This is a genomic window from Sphingomonas adhaesiva, from assembly GCF_002374855.1.
Taxonomy (GTDB): domain Bacteria; phylum Pseudomonadota; class Alphaproteobacteria; order Sphingomonadales; family Sphingomonadaceae; genus Sphingomonas; species Sphingomonas adhaesiva.
In genome coordinates this window covers 1-19,704 of sequence record NZ_NWVC01000017.1, presented here as the reverse complement: position 1 = coordinate 19,704, position 19,704 = coordinate 1, and the positions used below count along the sequence as shown (strand labels likewise).

Below are 19,704 nucleotides of genomic sequence, written 5' to 3'. Positions count from 1 at the left end.
GCGCGGCTCAGTCCCGACCATCTCGATAATTCGCGTCGCCATGATGCCGCACCGGTGTCTGCCACAGTGCCGCACCTGTGGCTTGCGCATCACCTCGTCAGCAAGGTGGAGAAGACCGGACGCTTACATCCAATCACCTGTGGCAGGCGCGATCATTAGTACGCGCGTCGTTCCGAGAACGCAGCCGAGCGCGAAGATGCCGGCGAAGTAGTCGATGGCCGCTCTTAGCGTCGTCGTCACCCCCGAAGCTCCGACCGTGCAGCTTCGGCTCAGCAGCGTAGCGACAGCTTCGCCCGCCTCTCCGCCGCGCGCCGTGCGCTCAGCTCCTCGGCACAAATAGAGCGGGTCCGTTGGCGCACAGTCTCGAGACACTCCTCCAGGTACTGAACCTTGGTTCCAGGTACGATCGCGTCGAAGTGCAGGCGGTCATGCCCACGCATGCCGAATATGTCGTTGAGATAAAGATCGAACGCCTGCCGCAAAGCGCTGTACTGCCCCTGTTCCTCCAACCATGGCCGGGTAGTTGCCGAGGTGGTGGCGACCACGAGGCGTTTGCCGCCCAACAGAGGATTGGGCTCGTGATCGCGGATACGACTGGCGGTGAAGCCTGCGCCGAGCACCCGGTCCACATAGCCCTTCATCATGGCCGGCGGCAGGCCGAACCAGATAGGGTATACGAGTACGAGGACGTCCGCTCGCCGGAGATGCTCGAGTTCCGCCGCGAGGTCTTCGCCAGGCCTGTTGACCGGTCCGGGTCGCTCCTGCGCCTTCAGTACGGGATCGAAGCCTTCCGCATAAAGATCTTGCAGGCGAGCGTCCTGCCAGCATTGCTGCGCCTCGTCGCAGTAGGCACGAGCAATGGCGTGACAGAAGCTGTCGGTGTTCGGGTTCGCCAGCACGATGTGGTGGCGGACAGGGCGTTCAGCGCTCGCGGCGTCGATCTTTGTGGGCTTCACTTCGGCGATTGTCATCGAACCTCTCCTTCGATGCCGACCTACAGGACGGGGACGAGTCCCAATCTCCGCAATGCTACGTAGAACCCCGCCCGACCGAGCCGGGCGGGGCGCCACGTCAGCCGACAACGATGTGATCGTGGATCGCGGTGACGCCGGGCGCTGCCCAGGCAGCGCGTTCGGCGATCTCGCGCTCGCGCCAGGCATGCACCCTGCCGCCCAGCGTCACCGTGCCGCCGTCCGCGATCACGGAAATGGCGGTGGCGTCCAGGACGGCGTTGCGCTTGAACGCCTGCTCGATGAGGCCCTTCACGTCGGTCACGGCGGGAATCTGCTTGATCGACAGGAGGTCCCTTACGCTCACCACACCCGTGATGCGGCCGGCTGCCTTGCGGGCGGCATCCACCTCGTAACGCCAGTCCACGGTGCCGGAGAGCGTGACGTTTCCATTCTCGACCTTGACCGAGATCTTCTCCGCCGGGATCAGGGCATCCCAGGCAAAGATGCTGCAGATGCGAGCGGCGATCTCCGTATCGCTGGTCTTCGAGTCGCCGGGGCGGCGCACCTCGATGTCCTCGGCGATCGCCTTGACTCCGGCCACTCGCCGCGTCGCCTTCTCGGCCGCGAGTTTCTCGGCGTAGGTGGGCACGAGCCCGGACAGGGTCACAACTCCATCCCTGACACTGACACCGATGTGCTCGTGGGTGACGCTCGGCTCCCACGCGAGCTCGGCAAGAACATCCCGCTGAATTGCGCTATCGGTCTTCATCTTCCCGCCTCCTTGTTTTGGCCCACCCGGTCTGCGCGCCTCGCGGTTGCGGACCTATCGGGATAGTTACGGAGGTTCCGCAGGGTAGGCGCAGCTCGGATAGACGTGTCACACCGCGCGGCTGAACCGCGGTGCGTCCAGTTGCGAGTGCTGGTCGAACGCACTCGCGACCAAGCGGGCATAGGGCAGCCCCTCCGGCGTTAATTTCAGCTTCGCGCCGGAGATTTCGACGATTCCGCGCAGGACCAGAGCCGCGAGGCGGTCGTGCGTCCTCCGATCCAGCAGCCCCTGCGTGCCGAACGTCCGCTGCGCGGCATCGAGATCAACGGCGCCATCGCACAGCAGCCGCTCGATCGCCCAGCCACGCGTGCGATCGGCCGGCTGAAGAAGCACACCCCTGGTTCCAGCCAGGCAACCAGCGGTGACGGCCTCTTCGTAACGGCCGATATGCTTTTCGTTCTGCACGATCGTCTGCTCGACTTGGCTGATCGCGGAGGCTCCAAGACCAATCAGCACATCGGCATCGTCATCGGTAAAGCCCTGGAAGTTGCGCCGGAGCCGACCCGACGCCGCCGCCTGCGCGAGCCGGTCCTCCGGCCGGGCATAATGATCGAAGCCGATCATGGTGAAGCCTTGCTCCTGAAGCAGATCACGGGCGAGCAGCGACTGGGCGAAGCGCGCGCCGGCGTCGGGCAGCGCGGCCCCGTCGATCATGCGCTGGCGCGGCAGCAGCCGCGGCATGTGGGCATAGCCGAACATGGCGACGCGGTCGGGGGCAAGAAGCCGCATCCGAGAGATAGTGGTCGCGATATCGTCCAGTGTCTGGCCAGGCAGTCCGTACATCAGGTCCAGGTTGAGGGCCTTGACCCCCGCGGCGCGCAACTCCGCTGCGCGAAGGGCGACTTCCCGGAACGGTTGGAGCCGGTTGATCCTAACCTGGATCGGCATGGAGAAGGTCTGAGCCCCGAGGCTCGCCCGCGTGATGCCACATTCCGCCAGCGTCTGCGCGTAGTCTGCATCAAGACCGCGAGGATCCAGCTCGACGGCCCATTCGGCGTCGGAATCGATCCGGAACGAGCGCCGCAGCGCCTCGCAGACCCCGACGAAGTCGGAACGGGGCAACGCGTTGGGACTTCCCCCGCCGAAGTGGACGCGGGTGACGCGGCCGGACGCGAGATCGGCGACCTGGCCAATTTCCCGAATTAACGCGTCGGCGTAGCGGGTGACGCGGCTTGTGCGGCCGACGGCGCCGGTGTTGCACCCGCAGTACCAGCAGATCCGCTCGCAGAACGGCACATGCAGGTAGAGTGAGAGCCTGGAGCCCTCGGCCGTCCTCCCTAGAGCTTGCCGCTGTTCGGACGCGCCTACAGCGGCGCTGAAGGACGCAGCGGTGGGATAGCTGGTGTAGCGTGGAACGCTCTGGGCGGCGAGGTCGGCGTGAAAGACGGTCATGCCGACCATGCTCGGCTCAGGAAAGCGATCGCTCCTTGACCATAGTCAAAAGCGGCGGCTCCTCACTCCTTCGCTTCGGCAGCGTGACGTCGCCGCATCAGGCCGCCGATCGGACTGCAAGAACGGTCGCGCACTCAGGCCTCAAATCGCACTGGCGACAGTCTGCGGGTTCGGCAGCACCGCAGCAGAGCGTCAGGTAGCGGCGCTCCAGCTCGAGGTGAGCCAAGCGAGACGGCTGGCACTTGGCGCTGGCGGCCATGCCCATCTCGGCCCTGGCCCTCACCCTTACATAGTCGATGTCGACATCGGACATGGTTTGCCTCCCGCTAAGATTACGCGAGGCAGCTTGTTCGACGACGAGCCGGATTGCTCTACGTGTTTGTCCGCATCCGGACGCTTGCGTTTGGTCAAGGGATCGCCGGCCAGTCGGCGCGAACCTCATCTCCTCGACACGAGGAGGCGACGATGTTCAATCTTCCGGACGACTGGTTCCTGTACCTGGCGGCAGGCGCGATGGGCCTGTTCATGATCACCATGATGTTTGTGACGATTGGTGATCGCCGGCAGCACTGAAGCGGACAGACGATCGGAGAACGGGGTCGTCGCGCGAGCGACGACCCCGTTCTCGTGTCACTCGCCCTCTGCAGGCTGGTGGAATTCGTGCCAGATCCCGTTCAGGATGCCGAAGCCGACCGCCAAGCCGAGGCCGAGCACCCAGGTGAAGTACCACATCGCTTGTTGCTCCTCAGTAGAAGTCAGGGCTGGCGGCGACCGCGTCGGCGGTGACCCGGCCGAACATGATGCGATAGGCCCATGCGGTGTACGCGAGCACGATCGGCAGGAACACGACCGTGACGAGCAGCATGATGCGCAGCGTCCGCTCGCTGGATGACGCGTTCCAGACGGTAAGACTTGAGTGCGCATCGATGCTGGACGGCAGGATGAAGGGAAACATCGAGCAGCCGACGCTGGCGATGATACCAGCCGCTCCCAGGCTCGAACCGGTGAAGGCGAGTCCACCGCGCTCGCGGTAAATGCCGACCAGCGCCATTGCCATGCCGAGGAACCCCAGCGCCGGAGCGAGGAGCATCCAGGGATGCGCCTGGTAGTTCCCGAGCCATGCGCCCGAGACCATCTCGGTCGTCGTGCGCAGCGGGTTGGACGGACCCGCCGGATCGATTACGCCCACGATCCGCCAGCCCGGCATCTCGGCAACCATCAATCCACCGATGGCGAACAGGAAGAGCGCGAGCGTCCCCGCCCCGAAGCCATAGGCCCGTGCGCGCGCCTGCACCGGCCCGTGCTCGGTCTTAATCGCGAGCCAGGCCGCCCCGTGCAGCACCAGCATGGCGACCGACATCAAGCCTGCCAGTAGTGTGAAGGGCGTGAACAGGCCCAGGAAGGCACCTTCATAGGTCGCGCGCAGGTCCCCATCGAGGCGGAAGGGCGCGCCGGACAGCGCGTTGCCTACCGCGACGCCGAAGACGAGCGCCGGCACCAGGCCGCCCACGAACAGCGCCCAATCCCAGCGGCTGCGCCACTTCGGGTCCGGCTTCTTGGACCGATATTTGAAGCCGACCGGCCGCAGGATGAGCGCCGCCAGCACCAGGAACATTGCCAGGTAAAAACCGGAGAAGCTAACCGCATAGACGAAGGGCCACGCAGCGAAAATTGCGCCGCCCCCAAGGATGAACCAGACCTGGTTTCCTTCCCAGGTCGGCCCCACCGTGTTGATCACCATCCGCCGTTCCGCGTCGGTGCGGGCGACGAACGGCAGCAGCGTCGCCGTCCCGAGGTCAAAGCCGTCGGTCAGGGCAAAGCCGATCAGGAGCACGCCGAGCAGTGCCCACCAGATCAGCCGTAGCAGTTCATAGTCGAACATGATCGTTTCTCCTCAGGCTGCGAGCGGCTGCGCCGGGATGGGTGCGCCGACCGGAGCGGGCGCCTGCGCCTCGTCCTCGTCGGGACCGTGCTTGATGGTGGCGAGGATCAGCCGCACCTCGATCACCGCCAGCGCGCCGTAGATCAGGGTGAAGCCGGCGATCGTCGTCCAGAGCGCCGCTCGCGACAGGGACGAGCTCGCCAGGAAGGTCGGCAGCACGCCTTCGATCGCCCAGGGCTGACGACCTAGTTCGGCCACCACCCAGCCGAGCTCCGCGGCGATCCACGGCAGCGGGATGGCTGCGACGGCCGCCCAGAGGAACGGTCGGTACTGGTCGTGCCGACGCAGGCTGGCTATGACGAAGGCGCCGGCGAACAGCGCGATCATCAGAAAGCCGATCAGCGCCATGATGCGGAACGACCAGAACATGAGCGGCACGTTTGGAACGGTGTCCCAGGCCGCGCGCTTCACGATCTCGGGCGTCGCTTGCGCCGGGTCGGCGACGTACCGCTTCAGCAGCAGCGCGTAGCCGAGATCGCGCTTGTGCTGCTCGAACGCCGCGCGGGCGGCCGTGTCTTTCGGGTCGGCCTTGAGGCGTTCGACGGCCTGGTAGGCCACCTGACCCGAGGCGATGCGCTCCTGCGCCTGCAGCACCAGCTCGGACATGCCGGTGACGGTGCCGTCCAGGCTACGCGTGGCGATCATTCCCAGCACCCAGGGGATCTGCACCGAGTAGCGGGTGGTCTGCGCGACCGAATCGGGCATGCCGAACAAGGTGAGGCCGGCCGGCGCCGCCTCGGTGTGCCAGGCCGCCTCGATCGCGGCGAGCTTCATCTTCTGGTTGTCGGTGAGAGCATAGCCGCTCTCGTCGCCAAGGACGACCACCGAAAGCGACCCTGCCAGCCCGAACGCGGCGGCAACGGTCATCGAACGCCTTGCCACCGCGGTCCAGCGCCCCTTGAGCAGCCAGAAGGCGGACACGCCAAGCACCAGCACCGCCGCCATGACATAGCCGGCGCTGACAGTATGGACGAACTTGGCCTGAGCCACGGGATTGAAGAGCACTGCGCCGAAGTCGCTGACCTCCATGCGCATGGTCTCGGGATTAAAGTCGCTACCGACCGGATTCTGCATCCAGCCGTTCGCGATCAGGATCCACAGCGCTGACAGGTTAGTGCCAAGCGCCACCATGAAGGTGACGAAGAGGTGGCCCAGCCTCGACAGCCGATCCCAGCCGAAAAACATGAGACCGACGAAGGTTGCTTCGAGGAAGAAGGCCATCAGCCCTTCGATCGCGAGCGGCGCACCGAAGATGTCGCCGACATAATGCGAGAAGTAGGACCAGTTCGTGCCGAACTGGAATTCCATCGTGAGGCCAGTCGCGACGCCCAGCACGAAGTTGATCCCGAAGATCTTGCCCCAGAAGCGGGTCACCTGCCGCCATGCCGCACGGCCGGTCATGACATAGACCGACTCCATGATGACCAGCATGAAGCTGAGGCCCAGCGTCAGCGGAACGAACAGGAAGTGATAAAGCGCGGTCAGCGCGAATTGCAGGCGCGAGAGGTCGGCGACCCCGGGGTCCATGGCGTTTCTCCTAGGGCGCAGATCGCCCGATGGTCGGCAACTAGGGGCCCGGAGACCGGACGATCCTTGACCGCCGTCAAGGAACCGGGCCGCCCGCACGGTCACGGATCGGGTCATGACCACTCTGTCTCTCGACCAGCGACGCGGCCGACAACGCCTGCTCCGCGACCTGACCGCGCGCGACCCGCGGCACATGATCGCACGGGGTCTGCTCATCGGCGACACCGTGGCCGGAATCAGCTTCGCGCTCGGCCTGGCGGGCGGCGTCGCCGCCATCGCCACGGGCGGCAGGGTCTGGACCTGGCTCCTGCTGGCTCTCGCTGCCGGGATCGCGCGCGGAAGCCTAGCGACCCTCTCGCAGCGGATCGGCAGCGATCTGGCTGCAGATGCGAAGATCGCGCTTCGGACCCGCGTCACCGCCGCGGCGATCAACCAGTCGGTCGGCGGCGCAAGGACCAGCGGCGAGCTGGCGTGCACCATAGTCGATGAGGTCGAGGCAGTGGACGGGCACATCGCCCGCTTCGCCCCCATCCGCACGGCCGCGACGCTGTCGCCGCTGATTGTTCTCGCTGCCGTCGCGTTGGCGAGCCCCGTCTCGGCACTCATCCTGATCGGAACCTTGGCGCCGCTAATCGCGGCGCTGATCCTGGCGGGCGGAGCGGCCGCCGAGAGGTCGCGACAGCAGTTCGGCGCGCTTGCCCGCCTCTCCGGGCTGTTCTCCGATCGCCTGCGCGCGCTGCCCCTGCTGCTGGCCTATCGCGCGACCGATCGCGAGCGCGTCCGGCTCGGCCAAGCCGCCGACGAGGTCGCAGTGCGGACCATGGGCGTGCTGCGCGTTGCCTTCCTGTCGGCCGGCGCGCTTGAGTTCTTCGCCGCGCTGTCCGTTGCGCTGGTCGCGGTGTACGCCGGCTTCAACGTGCTCGGCCTCCTACCGTTCACGCCGCCCGAGCAGCTCGACCTGTTCCGCGCCTTCCTCGTTCTCGCGCTCGCGCCCGAGTTCTACCTGCCTTTCCGACGACTGGCCTCCGCCTATCACGACAAGCAGGCGGCCGAGACGGCCGCCGATCGCCTGCTCGCACTCGAAGCCGACGCCGAACCGGTGCGACCGCTGGAGGTTCACAGCGCGCCGGCGCTTGCCTTCGATCAGGTGTCGCTCCGACACGGGAGCGCCGACGCGGATGCCGTGTCCGCACTCAGCTTCCACGTTGAGCCTGGGGAGACCGTCGCACTCCTGGGAGCGTCCGGTAGCGGCAAGTCGAGCCTTTTGGGCGCCCTGGTCGGCACCGTTCCGGTTCGGGAGGGCACTATTCGGATTGACGGGAGAGCCCTGGAGAGCGGGTTGGCTGTCGCCGGGTCGGCCGCCTGGGCGGGTCAGGCACCGCTCCTCGTGCCGGGAACCATCGCCGACAACATTGCGCTAGCCTGTCCTTGCTCCCCCCGTGAAGCGGTCGCCGACGCAGCGGAAGCGGCTGGTCTGGCAGAACTGTTACGCTGCCGCGCGCAAGGTCTCGACTCCTTGCTCGACGGGCGCGGCAGCGGCCTGTCAGGAGGTGAGCGACGCCGCATCGGCCTGGCCCGCGCGCTGCTCTCGGAGGCCCCGCTGCTGTTGCTGGACGAGCCGACCGCCCACCTCGATGCGGAAGCTGAAGCGGGACTGACGACCGCGATCCTTCACGCATGCCGCGGGCGTACAGCGATCATTGCGACGCACAGCGAGACGCTCGCCGCCCAAGCCGATCGCATCATTCGCTTGGAGCGCCGTTATGAAGCTGCGTGAGCTGATCTTGCACGAGAGCGCGCGGCACCGGGCTTCAGGCCGCCGTGCGGCGCTGCTTGGCGGCGTGGTGGGGCTCGCCTCGGTTCTGCTGCTCGGGCTCTCGGGCTGGTTCCTGGCAGCCGCGGCGCTGGCGGGCGCCGCCGGCTCGGCCGTGGCGCTTGGCTTCAACTACATGTTACCCAGCGCTGCGATCCGGCTGCTCGCCATCGCCCGAACCGGCGCCCGGTACGGCGAAGCGGTCTTCTCGCACGATGCGGGCTTGCGGATTGGCGCACGGCTTCGCCCAGCCCTCTTTGCCGCCACGGCCGCGGCCCCCGTCCGGCAAGCGCTCGCCGTCGCCCGCGGTTCGATGTTGCGGGTGGTGATGGACGACGTCGCGCGCATCGAGACGGCGTTGGTCCGCCGATCTGCGCAGTGGAACGCCGCTGGCGCGGCAGTCTCTGGCGTGGCGATGGTCGCACTGGCCGGCGTACCCGCAGCCGCAGTGCTGGTGGCGTTGCTTGCCGCCACCATCCTCGCCAACGAAGCATTGGCCCGTCGGACGCGCCGCAGCGAAGCGAGGCGCGACGAGGCCTTGGCCGAACTGCGCCTTGCCGCCGACGAGTTGCTGGCGGCGGCGCCGGAACTGCGCTGCTATCGACACGCGGATGCCGGGCAGTTCCTGGAGCGGCCCGGTCGCGCTCTGGCGCTCGCCGGGCGCGAGGCGGCGCGCGCTCGCGCGCTGGCCGTGATGATCCAAGCCGGGTGTATGACGCTCGCAGCCATTGCGGTGCTCGCGCTTTCCCGTGGCGGTCCAGCGCCGACCGCCGCGCTCGCCACGCTCGCCGCAGCCATGGCGACAGACGGCCTAGCGCCCCTTCTTCGCCAGATCGCGGAGCGCTTCTCCACACGAGATTCAGCCAACCGATTGGACCAACTGCTCGCGCACGAGCAGCAGGACATGCTGCCGGTCGTTATAGGCCGTCCCACGCTGGACCTGCTCGGTGTTCATCTGAAACCTGGCGACCGGCTTCAGCTGGAGGGCCAGTCGGGCGTGGGCAAGACGACGCTGATCGAGCATCTGATCGGCCTGCGCAGTCCGGTCGCCGGCCGAGCCAAGGTCGCAGGCGTGGACGTCGTTTTCTTGAGGTCCGAGCAGCTCCGGTCGACGTTCGCTTGGCAGCCGCAGGATGCCGCCGCACTCTCCGGAACGGTCAGAGACAATCTATTGATCGCACGTGCGGGCGCCTGCGACCGCGCACTGTGGCAGGCTCTGCACGACGCGGCGCTCGACGAGCTGGTCCGCGCACTGCCCCATGGCCTGGACAGCTGGATTGGCGAAGATGGCGCGCGCCTCTCAGGTGGCGAACGAAGGCGGCTCGCGGTTGCCCGTGCGTTGGTCGCGGACGCGCCCTGGCTGCTGCTCGACGAGCCGATCGAGGGCCTCGATCCCGCAACGGCGCAGCTCCTCCTCGAACGCCTCGAGCGCAGGCTTTGCCGTACCGGCCAAGGCCTGGTTGTGGTGAGCCACCGACCGCTTTCCTGCATCACGCGTTGCCGTAGCGTGGTGGTGCCCCAGCGCTGTGCCGCAATCGAGATCACCCATCAGCCTCAGCCTGCAGCCTGCAGCCTGCAGCCTAAGTAACATCACCGATGTCCTGCGCACCCGCGAAGGGGCCAAATGCCCGCAGAAGATCGGAGAGCATCCATGAACAAGACAATGAGAGCTGCGGTGGTCCGCGGCTTTGGCGAGCCGCTGGTGATCGAGGAAGTCGCGGTCCCTCGCCCGGGACCCGGGCAGATCCTCGTCCAAGTGGCGGCATGCGGCGTCTGTCACACTGACCTTCATGCCGCCGAGGGCGACTGGCCGGTCAAGCCGACGCCGCCGTTCATTCCGGGGCACGAAGGCGTCGGCACTGTGGTCGGCACTGGCGCCGGTGTCCGCCATGTCAAGGAGGGTGATCGCGTCGGTGTGCCGTGGCTCTACTCCGCCTGCGGCCACTGCCCACATTGCCTGGGCGGCTGGGAGACCTTGTGCGAGAGCCAGCAGAACACCGGTTACTCGGTCAATGGCAGCTTCGCCGACTTTGTGATCGCAGACGCAAACTACGTCGGTCACCTGCCCGACCGCATCAGCTTCGCCGAGATTGCGCCGGTGCTGTGCGCCGGGGTCACGGTCTACAAGGGACTGAAGGTCACCGACACCAAGCCGGGTGACTGGGTTGTCGTGTCGGGCATCGGCGGCCTCGGCCATATGGCAGTTCAATATGCGATTGCGATGGGCCTGAACGTCGTCGCTGTCGATGTGGACGACGCCAAGCTTCGCCTCGCCGAGCGGCTCGGAGCTGCGCTCAGCGTGAATGCCGCGACCACTGATGCTGCGGCATTCGTCCGCCAAGCGATCGGCGGCGCTCACGGCGTGCTGGTCACCGCGGTTTCGATCAAGGCCTTCGCACAGGCGCTTGGAATGGTGCGTCGAGGTGGCACGGTGTCGCTGAACGGGCTCCCTCCAGGCGATTTCCCGCTGCCAATCTTCGACACGGTGCTGAACGGTATCACCGTGCGCGGCTCCATCGTCGGAACCCGCCTCGACCTGCAGGAGGCGCTCGACTTCGCCGCGCTCGGCAAGATTCGTGCAACGGTCGAGACAGCGCCGCTCGAAAGCATCAACGACGTGTTCGCTCGAATGCGAGCGGGAGCAATCGAGGGACGCGTGGTGCTGGACATCAATGCCGAGGCGGTTCCGCTGCAAGGGTCCGCCCTGGCGATGGCCGTTGCCTGACCTTGGGAGAGAATAGATGATCAAGGACATCCTGGCCGTCGTCGATGACGGCGCTCGCGCTCAAGGCTTCCTCGAGACGGTTGTCGAGCTTGCGGCAGCGCGCGAAGCGACGCTGGAAGTCGCCGCGCTGACGCCGGCACCGATGGCCTCGCCAGCTATGGCGCCGTTCGGCGCATTGTACGTGCCGGAAGTAGTACTCATGGGCGACGATGCCGCCACTGTCGAGCGGGTGCGCGGCTACCTGGCTGCGGCCGGTTCGTCGGCCGAGATCTTCGGCCTGCATGACGACATCGGATGGCTCGCCGGCGACCTCAAGCGGAAGCGTCAGGTCGCCGACGTGATCGCGATTGGCGCGCGCGAGACCTGGGCCACGCCATGGCTGCGCAGGCGTGTCGCCGAGACGCTCGTTCGCGGCAGCGGAACGCCGCTGCTGATCCTGCCTGAAGGGCAGACGCTCAACCCAATCCGGCGCGCCGTCCTCGGCTGGAAGGCGGGGCCCGAAGCGACCCGTGCCATGCACGCGCTGGTCCCCCTGGCTGAACCCGGCGCGATGGTCGACGTCGTTACTGTCGGCACGACCCTTCACAGCTGCGAGCACGAGACTGAACCGCACGCCGAGGTCAAGCGCCACCTCCTTCGCCACGGTTTCGACGCGAAGGGGCACTGGATCGTTAATGACGAGAAAACCGAGGCGGATACGCTGACGATCTACGCGCAGGAGATCGAAGCTGACGTAATCGTCATCGGCGGGTTCGCCCATTCACGCATCCGCGACATTTTGTTGGGCGGCGTCACGCGTGATCTGGTCGAGCACTCCGGCATTCCAGTGGTGATCGTCGGATAGACTACGCATCCTGCAAGGAAAGCCGGTTATGATCGAACAGCCACAACCTGCTAAACCCGCTTACGTCGGGATGCTTTGGCTTCTGACGATTAGCGCAATGTTCCTGATAGTCGAAGGAGTTCTCGAAAAGCTCGATTAACGCCCGCGGGGTCGATGTTTTGGAACCAACCTCAATGCGTGAGCTAATCTGAGCGAACTCTGTGCTGCGCCAGTAAGCGGCAGCTGGAGCTGCAAAAGGTGAGGACTCGCCGAATTGCAACCGCGGCAGGCGCTCGCCAATATCACGTCGTCCGCCTTGCTGATGCGGCTTCGGTGTGATGTCTGCTTTGGCGGAGTTCCGAAAGGCCGCGAGCGCTCCGCTTTAGCGTCGCCGTCGCAGATGCGCGACCGACGTGGCGGCGTCGACGGGAGGCGCGGTGGTGATGCATTCACGCTCCAGTTCGGCGCGAATGGTCTCGATCTCCTGGTCGGTCCGATGCTCAATACCGATGAACTGGTTCCTTGCCGCCTTGGAGGCGCGGATCACCTCGTCCAGCTTCGCCTGCATGGCTGCGGCGTCCCGATTCTGGGAGTTCTGGATGAGGAAGACCATCAGGAACGTGACCACGGTGGTCGCTGTGTTCACCACCAGTTGCCAGGTGTCCGAGTAGTGAAAGAGCGGGCCTGTCGCGAGCCAGATCACGATGAGCAGCGCCGCCACCGCGAAGGCCGATGGCTTGCCCGCCGACCCGGCGACACGCTCGGCCATCGTGGTGAACACCCGGTTGGGAACGCGGCGCTTACCTTCGTCAACGACAACCCCTGCTCCGTTTTTCGAGAGCATCGACATTCCTCCAGACGCCCCTACGCTGCCCGCCGGCGACGAGATGTCCGAAGCATGCAGATCGGCGCGAGTTGCCATCGTCGAGATCTCACGCCAGGCGGTGCGCGGCCGATGCACCCAGCGGCGCACCGAACCGGCGCTCGTTGTCGAGTGCTGTGCACAGGCGCGCAGCAGTCGAGCGAACGCGCTCAAGCTGCTGCCCTGCGTAGCCGTGGTCCAGGCCGGGCACGACGTTGTCGATCATCACGTGCTCGCCCTGACCCATCGCAAAGCCGCGCCAGAGGTAGGTGTCGAAGGCCTTGCGCAGCGACAGGACCTGCTCCTGCTCGTCCAGCCAGGCGAGCGAGGCGCCGGACGTGCTGAACGATAGCAGGTGCTTGCCCCGGAGCGCCGGCTGGCCGGTCTGCTCCTGCAGGTCGTGGAAGTCGTAGCCCGCGCCCATCACCCGCTCCACATAGCCCTTCAGGATCGCCGGCGGAGTTCCGAACCAGATTGGATAGATCAGCACCAGCGCGGCGCTGACATGGAGGATCTCCAGTTCGGCCGCTACGTCCGGCGCCGGCGCCCAGCGCGTCGGCGCCGGGCGCTCCTCCAGCTTCAGGACGGGATCGAACCCCATCGCGTAGAGGTCGCGGATGACGACCTCCTGCCCGTGCACGGCCACCTCCGACGCATAGGCGTCGAGGATCGCATGGTCGAAGCCGGCGCTCGACGGGTTGGCGTACACCACCGCGTGCCGGATCGGGCGAGGTGCGACGTCGCTGGCGGCTGAACCCTTGGTCACATCAGCCCCCGACGTGCGCGAGGAGCATGGCGAGCAGCGTCAAGGCAAGCCCGGCCAGACCGACGCCGGCGCGAAGCCCTGCCTCGGTGTGGCCGTGGGCGCCGACGGGGAGCTGGAAAACGCGCATCAGTGCGCCAAGACCAGCGGATGGCGGCTGCCGCGGACCATCTGGTGCGTCACCCCGCCGAGGAACCGTTCGCGGACACGGTTGTGGCCGTAGGCGCCCATCACGACGTAGGCTGCACCCGTCGCATCGGCGCGATCCTCGATAAGTCCTGCGGTCGCCCGGTGCAGCGAGTGGACCCGCTCGATCGTGCTCGGCACGCCGTGTCGCGACAGGTATCGCGCAGCCTCCTCCGCCGAGGGTCCTGCCAGCCGGTCGTCGACCTCGAACAGCTCGACGTCGGCCGCCAGCGCGAGCATCGGAGTCGTGCCGCGCAGCGCCGCCATGGCCGGATCGGAACCGTCCCAGGCGACCAGCGCGCGGCCGTGCCAGTCGATGCCAGTACAATCGCCGGGCACTGCGACGACCGGCTGATTGCGCCGCAGCACCACGTCCTCGGTCACTCGTTGGAGGTTTGGTTCGAACAGGCGGTCGGCCTCGCGGCTCGTGACGATCACGTCGGCGAGCCCGGCCTCGTCCTCGATGCGCCCGCCCAGCCCGCCGGTCGCGTCGACCCAGTCCCACGCGACATCCTCGGTCGCGAGGCGCTCGCGATATTGAGCGCCGTGCCGACGCTCGGCGTCGTGTCCCTCCGCCATAGCCCAGGCGCTGCCCGAGCCCATGTAGTAGTTGTCGGCGATCACCTGCGGCACGAAGACGTCGACGCAGGTGAGATGCCCGCCTAGCGCGCGGGTGAGATCGAGCGCGGCCTGGAACCGGGCCTCCTGGCCCGGATCCGCATGCACGAGTAGCAGCACGTTTTTCATGGTCGGTCCTTTCGGCTGACGGTCGAACACTGCGATCGGCCCAAACGGCGCGGTATCGGTGGAGTCCCGGATGCGAAGAGTGTCGGGCGGGCGAACCGGCGTCAGTGCGCGACGAACAGCGGCACGGTCGCCTGGTCGAGCATCTCGAGCGTCGTTCCCCCAAACACGGCTTCGCGCGCCCGCGAATGCCCGAACGCGCCCATGACGCACCAGCAGTCGCGGTGGCGGGCGGAACGCGCGAGCAGCCAGTGGGAGGGGTGCCGGCCACCCGGTACGCGCTCAAGATGCGCATGGATGCCGTTGCGGGCGAGGTATTCGGCACCACGCTCGAGCGTCGCGCCCGGACCGTGCTCGCCCACCTCCACCATCGTGACCACCTCCGTCTTCGCCAGCAGCGGCACCGCCGCGCGCATCGCCGCGACGCAGGGCGGCGAGCCGTCCCAAGCCACGAAGGCGTGCCGCGCGAAGTTCACCTCCGGTTTATGCATCGGAACGAGGAGGAGAGGCTGGTGCGTGGCGCGCACCAGGTCCGACACGAGGAACTCGCCGTCGCGCCAGGAATACGCCTCCTGCTTGGTGTTGACGACCGTGAGGTCGTGAAAGGCGGCTTCGCGCCCCAGCAGGTCTGCGACCCGTCCCCGGCCATCGGCCCAGGTCCAGGTGACGCCTGCGTCGCCCAGCACCCGCTCGACGTGCTGCCGGTTCGCGGTGCCCTGGCTGTGGACGAGCCCTTGAAGGACGCGGCCGTCGACCGTGGCCGAGGCGATCTCGTCGTTCAGGTCGTCGCTCTCGTCGACCTGGTAGCAGGCGATCGCGCCGGCGGTGAGCCGAGCGATGGCGACCGCTACCTTCAGGCGAGCGGGTTGCCCGTCGTCGTCGCGGATGAGCAGAAGCAAGTCTTTCATGGCGCGGCTCCGTCGCTGTATGATCTGACGGCAATCGTGATCGGCACCGCGCCGACGGAACATCCGTAGTTCTACTACCCGGCCTGCGTCGCCGCGGCGGTATCGGTTATCTCGAACTATTGTCTTGATCGACCGAATCTCGCGTTCCGGCGGTAACGTGGCTTCCTGCTACACACCGTCAGCGCTGAGGTTCAGCATTTTGAACACTGACTATGCTTCACCTTCCGCGGTCACGCTTTCCTGAACAGCAGCAGGCAGGTGGCGATACAGGGTCGCCACGGAAACGCCGATCGTCGGCGCGATCTCGCGCGCCGACATCCCGGAAGCGAGCAGCTTGCGCGCAGCCTCGATCCGCTTTGGTGTCATCACGCGCTTGCGGCCCCCTATCCTGCCCTCCCGGCGTGCAATTATGAGGGCGGCCGTCGTGCGCTCGCGTACCAGATCCCGTTCCATCTCGGCCATCGCGGCCATGATGTGAAAGACGAGCTTGCCGGCAGTGCCGGCCGTGTCGATGCCATCCGTGATCGAGCGAAGTCCGACCTCTCGGTTGACCAGCTCGGCCGAGAGATCGATCAGCCCCTTCATCGTCCGGCCCAGGCGATCGAGCTTCCAAACCACCAGCACGTCGCCGGCACGGGCATGAGAAAGCGCGTCAGCCAAGCCGGCGCGGTTTGCCTTCGCGCCGCTCGCCTTGTCGGAGAACACTCGCTCGCAACCGGCTTCGCGCAACGCGACTAGCTGCGGCTCTAGGTCCTGCTCCGGCGTCGACACGCGCGCGTAGCCGATCAGCATGCACCGTTCTCAAAACTCATGTCGAACGTCTATCATGTCCCGTAGCAATCGCGAAAGTGTTTTGAGAAGACAGCTAGGCCTGCTAAGCATTCTCACATGGTCGCGCATCAAAAACGATCGTTTGCAAGACGGGATCGTGCGAGCGTCGCCACTCCGCCGACGGGTCCGCGAAAGCACGAAAACCTACGTCGGCTTGGTGTGCCGACAGCTTCCAACGAGGGAGCGAGCGCCCCAATTGGTGCTTTCACGGACCGCCGCCCCTTCGCTTTCGTGCTTTCGCGGACCTTGCCGATCAGGCTGGTGCGGGAGGTTGCCGCGTGACCGGGCGGGCTGGATCGCAAGGGGACCTATTCGTCCTTGACAGCCCGCTGCTGACAGAAGTTCGCGGCGAGCAGTCACTGATGGCCTACCCGTTCTTCGCGCTCACTAAGACCGCGTGGAAGCGATCGCTGATTTACAAGACAGACGCTGTGTCGATCGAGATCGGACCAGGCCCTCGCGGCGTAGCGACCATCTACGACAAGGAAGTGCTGCTCTATATCGCCAGCCTTCTGGTGGCGAAGCTCGACGCCGGGGAAACCGTTGCCCAGGACTTCTACTTCACCGCCCACGACCTGTTCCGTGTCACCGGCGTCAATAGTTCTGCCCGCTCATATTCACGTCTGTCCGATGCGCTAGAGCGACTTCAGGGTACGCAGATCAAGACCAACATCGAAGCAGGTGGTGAGGGACAGGCAGGTTTCTTCTCTTGGCTGTCTGAAGCCCAGCTACATTACCAGAAAAACGCTCGGGGCGAAAAACGCCTCAAGGGGGTCAAGGTCCGTTTGTGCGACTGGCTGTATCGCGCAATCCTGCGCGACCGGCGCGTCCTAGAATATTCGCCGTCCTATTTCCAGCTCGGGCCGGTCGAGCGGAGACTTTATGAAGTTGCGCGATCGACGTGTATCTCCGGAACAGTCCAAGTCGGGCTTGACGAGTTGCGCCTCCAACTCGGCTACCAGAACACGCTGAAGCACTTCCGACATGTGATGAGGGGGATCGCCGAAGAGAACGCGATCCCAGACTACCATATCGCTATCGGTGATGGCCCTACTGATGAAATAGCGACGACCAAGCGGCGAACGAATGCGGCCTCAACTGTGACGATTACGACCAGGTTGGCGCTGACGGCCGCCTAACAGGCGATTCCGAATCGACCTGTTCGTCCGGCGCCTAGCGGTCTGGCTAAGCACGAATGCGGGTCCGTAAAAGCACGAGTGACGGTCCGCCAAAGCACGAAACGCACCTCATCAGGTCCGCGAAAGCACGAGCTTTTTATAGCGCCGGTCCGCCAAAGCACGAATTGTTCTTGTTCGCGGGCGTCGTGATTTCTGCAAAAATCAGCTGTGTCGATCGCGGAGGGCGAGCGGCGGAAAACAGGAAGCGGCCGTGACCACATAAACGAATGCCCGGCACGAAGCCGGGCACCCTGGAACGTGATGAGCGATGCTTGGCGGCATCGATCGGGACGTAAAGCACCCCTCTCATACCTGTTCCCGAACCTTGGTTCAAGGGAGCGCGCTTCGCGCCACGCTCTAGTTTTGCCTTGGTCCCGGCCCCACGAAGGGGACGGACGATGGGAGTTGTTACCCTCGCGAAAGCGAGCTTCATGGCGCTCGACCGCATCGAGCGTACACGGCCGAGATCACGATCGGGCGCGGCAAACCCGACCCAAGCGCATGTTCACCCAAACAGCCGAAAGGCCGGCACGTTTGAGGATGACTTCTTCTACAACTACTCGAAGGGTGTGGATCGGCGTGGAAAAGGGACCCCGGTAGCGGGGTGATCGGCGTCGAAAAAGGACCCCTCATCCCGGTGGTCTAGGCTGCTCGCTTGGCGGTGTGTCAGGCGGCGAGATCGGGATGCTGGTATTGGAGACGGTGTTGAGGATCCGGCGCGAGCACGCGTCGGGGAAGGCCATCAAGGCGATAGCGCGGGACCTGCACCTGTCGCGCAAGGTGGTGCGCAAGGCGATCCGGGCGCCGGAGGCGGACATGGCGTATCGTCGCGAGGTGCAGCCACTGCCGAAGCTGGGGCCGTTTCAGACGCGACTGGACGCGTTGCTGGAGGAAGACGAGGCACGGCCGCGGCGCGAGAAGCTGCGCCTCACGCGCATCCACGACCTGCTGCTGCGCGAAGGGTTTAACGGCTCGTACGATGCGGTTCGTCGCTATGCTGCGCGGTGGCGGCAGGCGCGGCGTCGCGACGTGATGGATGCGCCGGCGTTCATCCCGCTGCTGTTCCGGCCGGGCGAGGCCTATCAGTTCGACTGGAGCCACGAGGACGTGGAGATCGCGGGCAAGCCGATGCGCGTGAAGGTCGCGCATGTGCGGCTGTGCGCATCACGGGCGATGTACGTGCGAGCCTATCCACGCGAGACGCAGGAGATGTTGTTCGACGCCCATGCGCGGGCGTTCGCCTTCTTTGGAGGCGTGCCGACGCGCGGCATCTACGACAACATGAAGACGGCGGTGACGAGCGTGTTCACCGGCAAGGAGCGGGTCTTCAACCGGCGCTTCCTGGTGATGGCCAACCACTACATGGTCGAACCGACGGCATGTTCGCCGGCAGCCGGCTGGGAGAAGGGCCAGGTCGAGAACCAGGTGCAGACCGCGCGTGGCCGCTTCTTCCAGCCACGCCTGCGCTTTGCCAGCATCGAGGAGCTCAACGGTTGGCTGGAGGCGGAGTGTCGCCGTTGGGCCGAGCTGCACCAGCATCCCGAGCGGAAGGAACTGACGGTCGCCCAGGCCTGGGCTGCCGAACGGGCGGTGCTCCAGCCTGTGGTCGCGCCCTTCGACGGCTTCCATGAGAGCGAGCACGCGGTGAGCGGCACGTGCCTCATCAGCTTCGACCGCAACCGCTACTCCGTCTCCGCCAGGGCGGTGCGGCGTGCCGTCCAGGTCCGCGCCTATGCCGACCGCATCATCGTGCGCTGCGACGGCCAGGTCGTCGCCGACCATCCCCGGTTTTTCGGGCGCGACCGGACCATCTACGACCCGTGGCATTACCTGCCGGTGTTGGCGACCAAGCCGGGCGCCCTGCGCAACGGCGCACCGTTCCAGGGCTGGGAGTTGCCGCCTGCGCTGTCACGGCTGCGGCGCAAGCTCGGCGCCGGCGACGACGCCGACCGGCGGTTCGTGCGGGTGCTGGCGACAGTGCTCGATGACGGGCTCGAGGCGGTGGAAGCGGCCGTGCGCGAAGCATTGCTGGCCGGCACCGCCAGCGACGACGTCATCGTCAACATCCTGGCCCGCAGGCGAGAACCGCCACGACCGCTAACCATTGTCACCCCCGAGGACCTGGCGCTGCGCCATCCGCCCCGCGCCGACTGCAACCGCTATGACAGCCTGCGAGGTCTCCATGCAGCGGCATGAGATGATGACGGCCATGACCGAGTTGGGGCTGA

17 protein-coding genes are annotated in these 19,704 nt (G+C 66.1%); 6 read left to right on the top strand and 11 right to left on the bottom strand.

Annotated features, from left to right (window positions below; genetic code table 11):
• Window positions 1-269 precede the first annotated feature (269 nt).
• The 6 genes from COA07_RS17115 to COA07_RS17080 form a co-directional block, all read right to left on the bottom strand.
• Window positions 270-971, bottom strand: coding sequence for an NAD(P)H-dependent oxidoreductase (locus COA07_RS17115; RefSeq protein ID WP_066708942.1), 702 nt, complete (start codon window positions 969-971; stop codon window positions 270-272).
• A 100-nt stretch (window positions 972-1,071) separates the two neighbouring features.
• The gene (locus COA07_RS17110; RefSeq protein ID WP_066708940.1) at window positions 1,072-1,722 is read right to left on the bottom strand and encodes a BON domain-containing protein; all 651 of its coding nucleotides are present in this window, start codon (window positions 1,720-1,722) and stop codon (window positions 1,072-1,074) included.
• Window positions 1,723-1,830: 108 nt separating this feature from the next.
• Window positions 1,831-3,174 (bottom strand): oxygen-independent coproporphyrinogen III oxidase, encoded by a 1,344-nt coding sequence (hemN, locus tag COA07_RS17105; RefSeq protein WP_066708947.1) that lies wholly within the window; start codon window positions 3,172-3,174, stop codon window positions 1,831-1,833.
• Window positions 3,175-3,804: 630 nt separating this feature from the next.
• Window positions 3,805-3,906, bottom strand: coding sequence for a cytochrome bd-I oxidase subunit CydX (cydX, locus tag COA07_RS17090; RefSeq protein ID WP_083956785.1), 102 nt, complete (start codon window positions 3,904-3,906; stop codon window positions 3,805-3,807).
• Between the two features lie 13 nt (window positions 3,907-3,919).
• On the bottom strand, window positions 3,920-5,056 hold the full coding sequence (gene cydB, locus COA07_RS17085; RefSeq protein ID WP_066708923.1) for a cytochrome d ubiquinol oxidase subunit II: 1,137 nt from the start codon (window positions 5,054-5,056) through the stop codon (window positions 3,920-3,922).
• Between the two features lie 12 nt (window positions 5,057-5,068).
• Complete coding sequence (locus COA07_RS17080) at window positions 5,069-6,643, bottom strand: cytochrome ubiquinol oxidase subunit I (RefSeq protein ID WP_066708920.1); 1,575 nt, start codon at window positions 6,641-6,643, stop codon at window positions 5,069-5,071.
• Between the two features lie 115 nt (window positions 6,644-6,758).
• Here COA07_RS17080 and cydD point away from each other — a divergent pair, with 115 nt between their 5' ends.
• From cydD to COA07_RS17060, 4 genes are all read left to right on the top strand, one after another.
• The gene (gene cydD, locus COA07_RS17075) at window positions 6,759-8,420 is read left to right on the top strand and encodes a thiol reductant ABC exporter subunit CydD (RefSeq protein WP_066708918.1); all 1,662 of its coding nucleotides are present in this window, start codon (window positions 6,759-6,761) and stop codon (window positions 8,418-8,420) included.
• Entirely contained in the window at window positions 8,407-10,044 is a 1,638-nt protein-coding gene (locus COA07_RS17070) for an ATP-binding cassette domain-containing protein (RefSeq protein ID WP_066708916.1), read from the top strand. The genes cydD and COA07_RS17070 overlap by 14 nt, the downstream gene beginning before the upstream one ends.
• Before the next feature lie 63 nt (window positions 10,045-10,107).
• Window positions 10,108-11,181, top strand: coding sequence for an alcohol dehydrogenase AdhP (gene adhP, locus COA07_RS17065; protein WP_066708914.1), 1,074 nt, complete (start codon window positions 10,108-10,110; stop codon window positions 11,179-11,181).
• 16 nt (window positions 11,182-11,197) lie between these two features.
• On the top strand, window positions 11,198-12,025 hold the full coding sequence (locus tag COA07_RS17060; RefSeq protein ID WP_066708912.1) for a universal stress protein: 828 nt from the start codon (window positions 11,198-11,200) through the stop codon (window positions 12,023-12,025).
• Window positions 12,026-12,386: 361 nt separating this feature from the next.
• Here COA07_RS17060 and COA07_RS17055 read toward each other — a convergent pair whose 3' ends face one another.
• From COA07_RS17055 to COA07_RS17035, 5 genes are all read right to left on the bottom strand, one after another.
• Entirely contained in the window at window positions 12,387-12,773 is a 387-nt protein-coding gene (locus COA07_RS17055; RefSeq protein WP_066708944.1) for a low affinity iron permease family protein, read from the bottom strand.
• 163 nt (window positions 12,774-12,936) lie between these two features.
• On the bottom strand, window positions 12,937-13,632 hold the full coding sequence (locus COA07_RS17050) for an NAD(P)H-dependent oxidoreductase (RefSeq protein ID WP_083956784.1): 696 nt from the start codon (window positions 13,630-13,632) through the stop codon (window positions 12,937-12,939).
• Window positions 13,633-13,758: 126 nt separating this feature from the next.
• Entirely contained in the window at window positions 13,759-14,562 is an 804-nt protein-coding gene (locus COA07_RS17045) for a universal stress protein (protein ID WP_066708906.1), read from the bottom strand.
• Window positions 14,563-14,663: 101 nt separating this feature from the next.
• Window positions 14,664-15,467: a universal stress protein gene (locus COA07_RS17040; protein ID WP_066708902.1), complete on the bottom strand. Its 804-nt coding sequence runs from the start codon at window positions 15,465-15,467 to the stop codon at window positions 14,664-14,666.
• Window positions 15,468-15,677: 210 nt separating this feature from the next.
• The gene (locus tag COA07_RS17035; protein WP_066708899.1) at window positions 15,678-16,259 is read right to left on the bottom strand and encodes a recombinase family protein; all 582 of its coding nucleotides are present in this window, start codon (window positions 16,257-16,259) and stop codon (window positions 15,678-15,680) included.
• 317 nt (window positions 16,260-16,576) lie between these two features.
• Here COA07_RS17035 and COA07_RS17030 point away from each other — a divergent pair, with 317 nt between their 5' ends.
• Window positions 16,577-17,437 carry a replication initiator protein A gene (locus COA07_RS17030; protein WP_066708896.1) on the top strand — a complete coding sequence of 287 codons (861 nt, stop codon included), beginning with the start codon at window positions 16,577-16,579 and terminating at the stop codon, window positions 17,435-17,437.
• Window positions 17,438-18,160: 723 nt separating this feature from the next.
• Entirely contained in the window at window positions 18,161-19,672 is a 1,512-nt protein-coding gene (gene istA / locus COA07_RS17020) for an IS21 family transposase (protein ID WP_096641351.1), read from the top strand.
• Window positions 19,673-19,704 lie beyond the last annotated feature (32 nt).

Bases quoted from the DNA above. Each gene is read 5' to 3' on its own strand.
- cydD (WP_066708918.1), top strand. From the start codon at position 6,759: ATGACCACTCTGTCTCTCGACCAGCGACGCGGCCGACAACGCCTGCTC.
- cydX (WP_083956785.1), bottom strand. From the start codon at position 3,906: ATGTGGTACTTCACCTGGGTGCTCGGCCTCGGCTTGGCGGTCGGCTTC.
- COA07_RS17070 (WP_066708916.1), top strand. From the start codon at position 8,407: ATGAAGCTGCGTGAGCTGATCTTGCACGAGAGCGCGCGGCACCGGGCT.
- COA07_RS17045 (WP_066708906.1), bottom strand. From the start codon at position 14,562: ATGAAAAACGTGCTGCTACTCGTGCATGCGGATCCGGGCCAGGAGGCC.
- COA07_RS17055 (WP_066708944.1), bottom strand. From the start codon at position 12,773: ATGGCCGAGCGTGTCGCCGGGTCGGCGGGCAAGCCATCGGCCTTCGCG.
- COA07_RS17040 (WP_066708902.1), bottom strand. From the start codon at position 15,467: ATGAAAGACTTGCTTCTGCTCATCCGCGACGACGACGGGCAACCCGCT.
- COA07_RS17110 (WP_066708940.1), bottom strand. From the start codon at position 1,722: ATGAAGACCGATAGCGCAATTCAGCGGGATGTTCTTGCCGAGCTCGCG.
- COA07_RS17115 (WP_066708942.1), bottom strand. From the start codon at position 971: ATGACAATCGCCGAAGTGAAGCCCACAAAGATCGACGCCGCGAGCGCT.
- adhP (WP_066708914.1), top strand. From the start codon at position 10,108: ATGAACAAGACAATGAGAGCTGCGGTGGTCCGCGGCTTTGGCGAGCCG.
- COA07_RS17060 (WP_066708912.1), top strand. From the start codon at position 11,198: ATGATCAAGGACATCCTGGCCGTCGTCGATGACGGCGCTCGCGCTCAA.
- COA07_RS17035 (WP_066708899.1), bottom strand. From the start codon at position 16,259: ATGCTGATCGGCTACGCGCGCGTGTCGACGCCGGAGCAGGACCTAGAG.
- hemN (WP_066708947.1), bottom strand. From the start codon at position 3,174: ATGACCGTCTTTCACGCCGACCTCGCCGCCCAGAGCGTTCCACGCTAC.
- cydB (WP_066708923.1), bottom strand. From the start codon at position 5,056: ATGTTCGACTATGAACTGCTACGGCTGATCTGGTGGGCACTGCTCGGC.
- COA07_RS17080 (WP_066708920.1), bottom strand. From the start codon at position 6,643: ATGGACCCCGGGGTCGCCGACCTCTCGCGCCTGCAATTCGCGCTGACC.
- istA (WP_096641351.1), top strand. From the start codon at position 18,161: ATGCTGGTATTGGAGACGGTGTTGAGGATCCGGCGCGAGCACGCGTCG.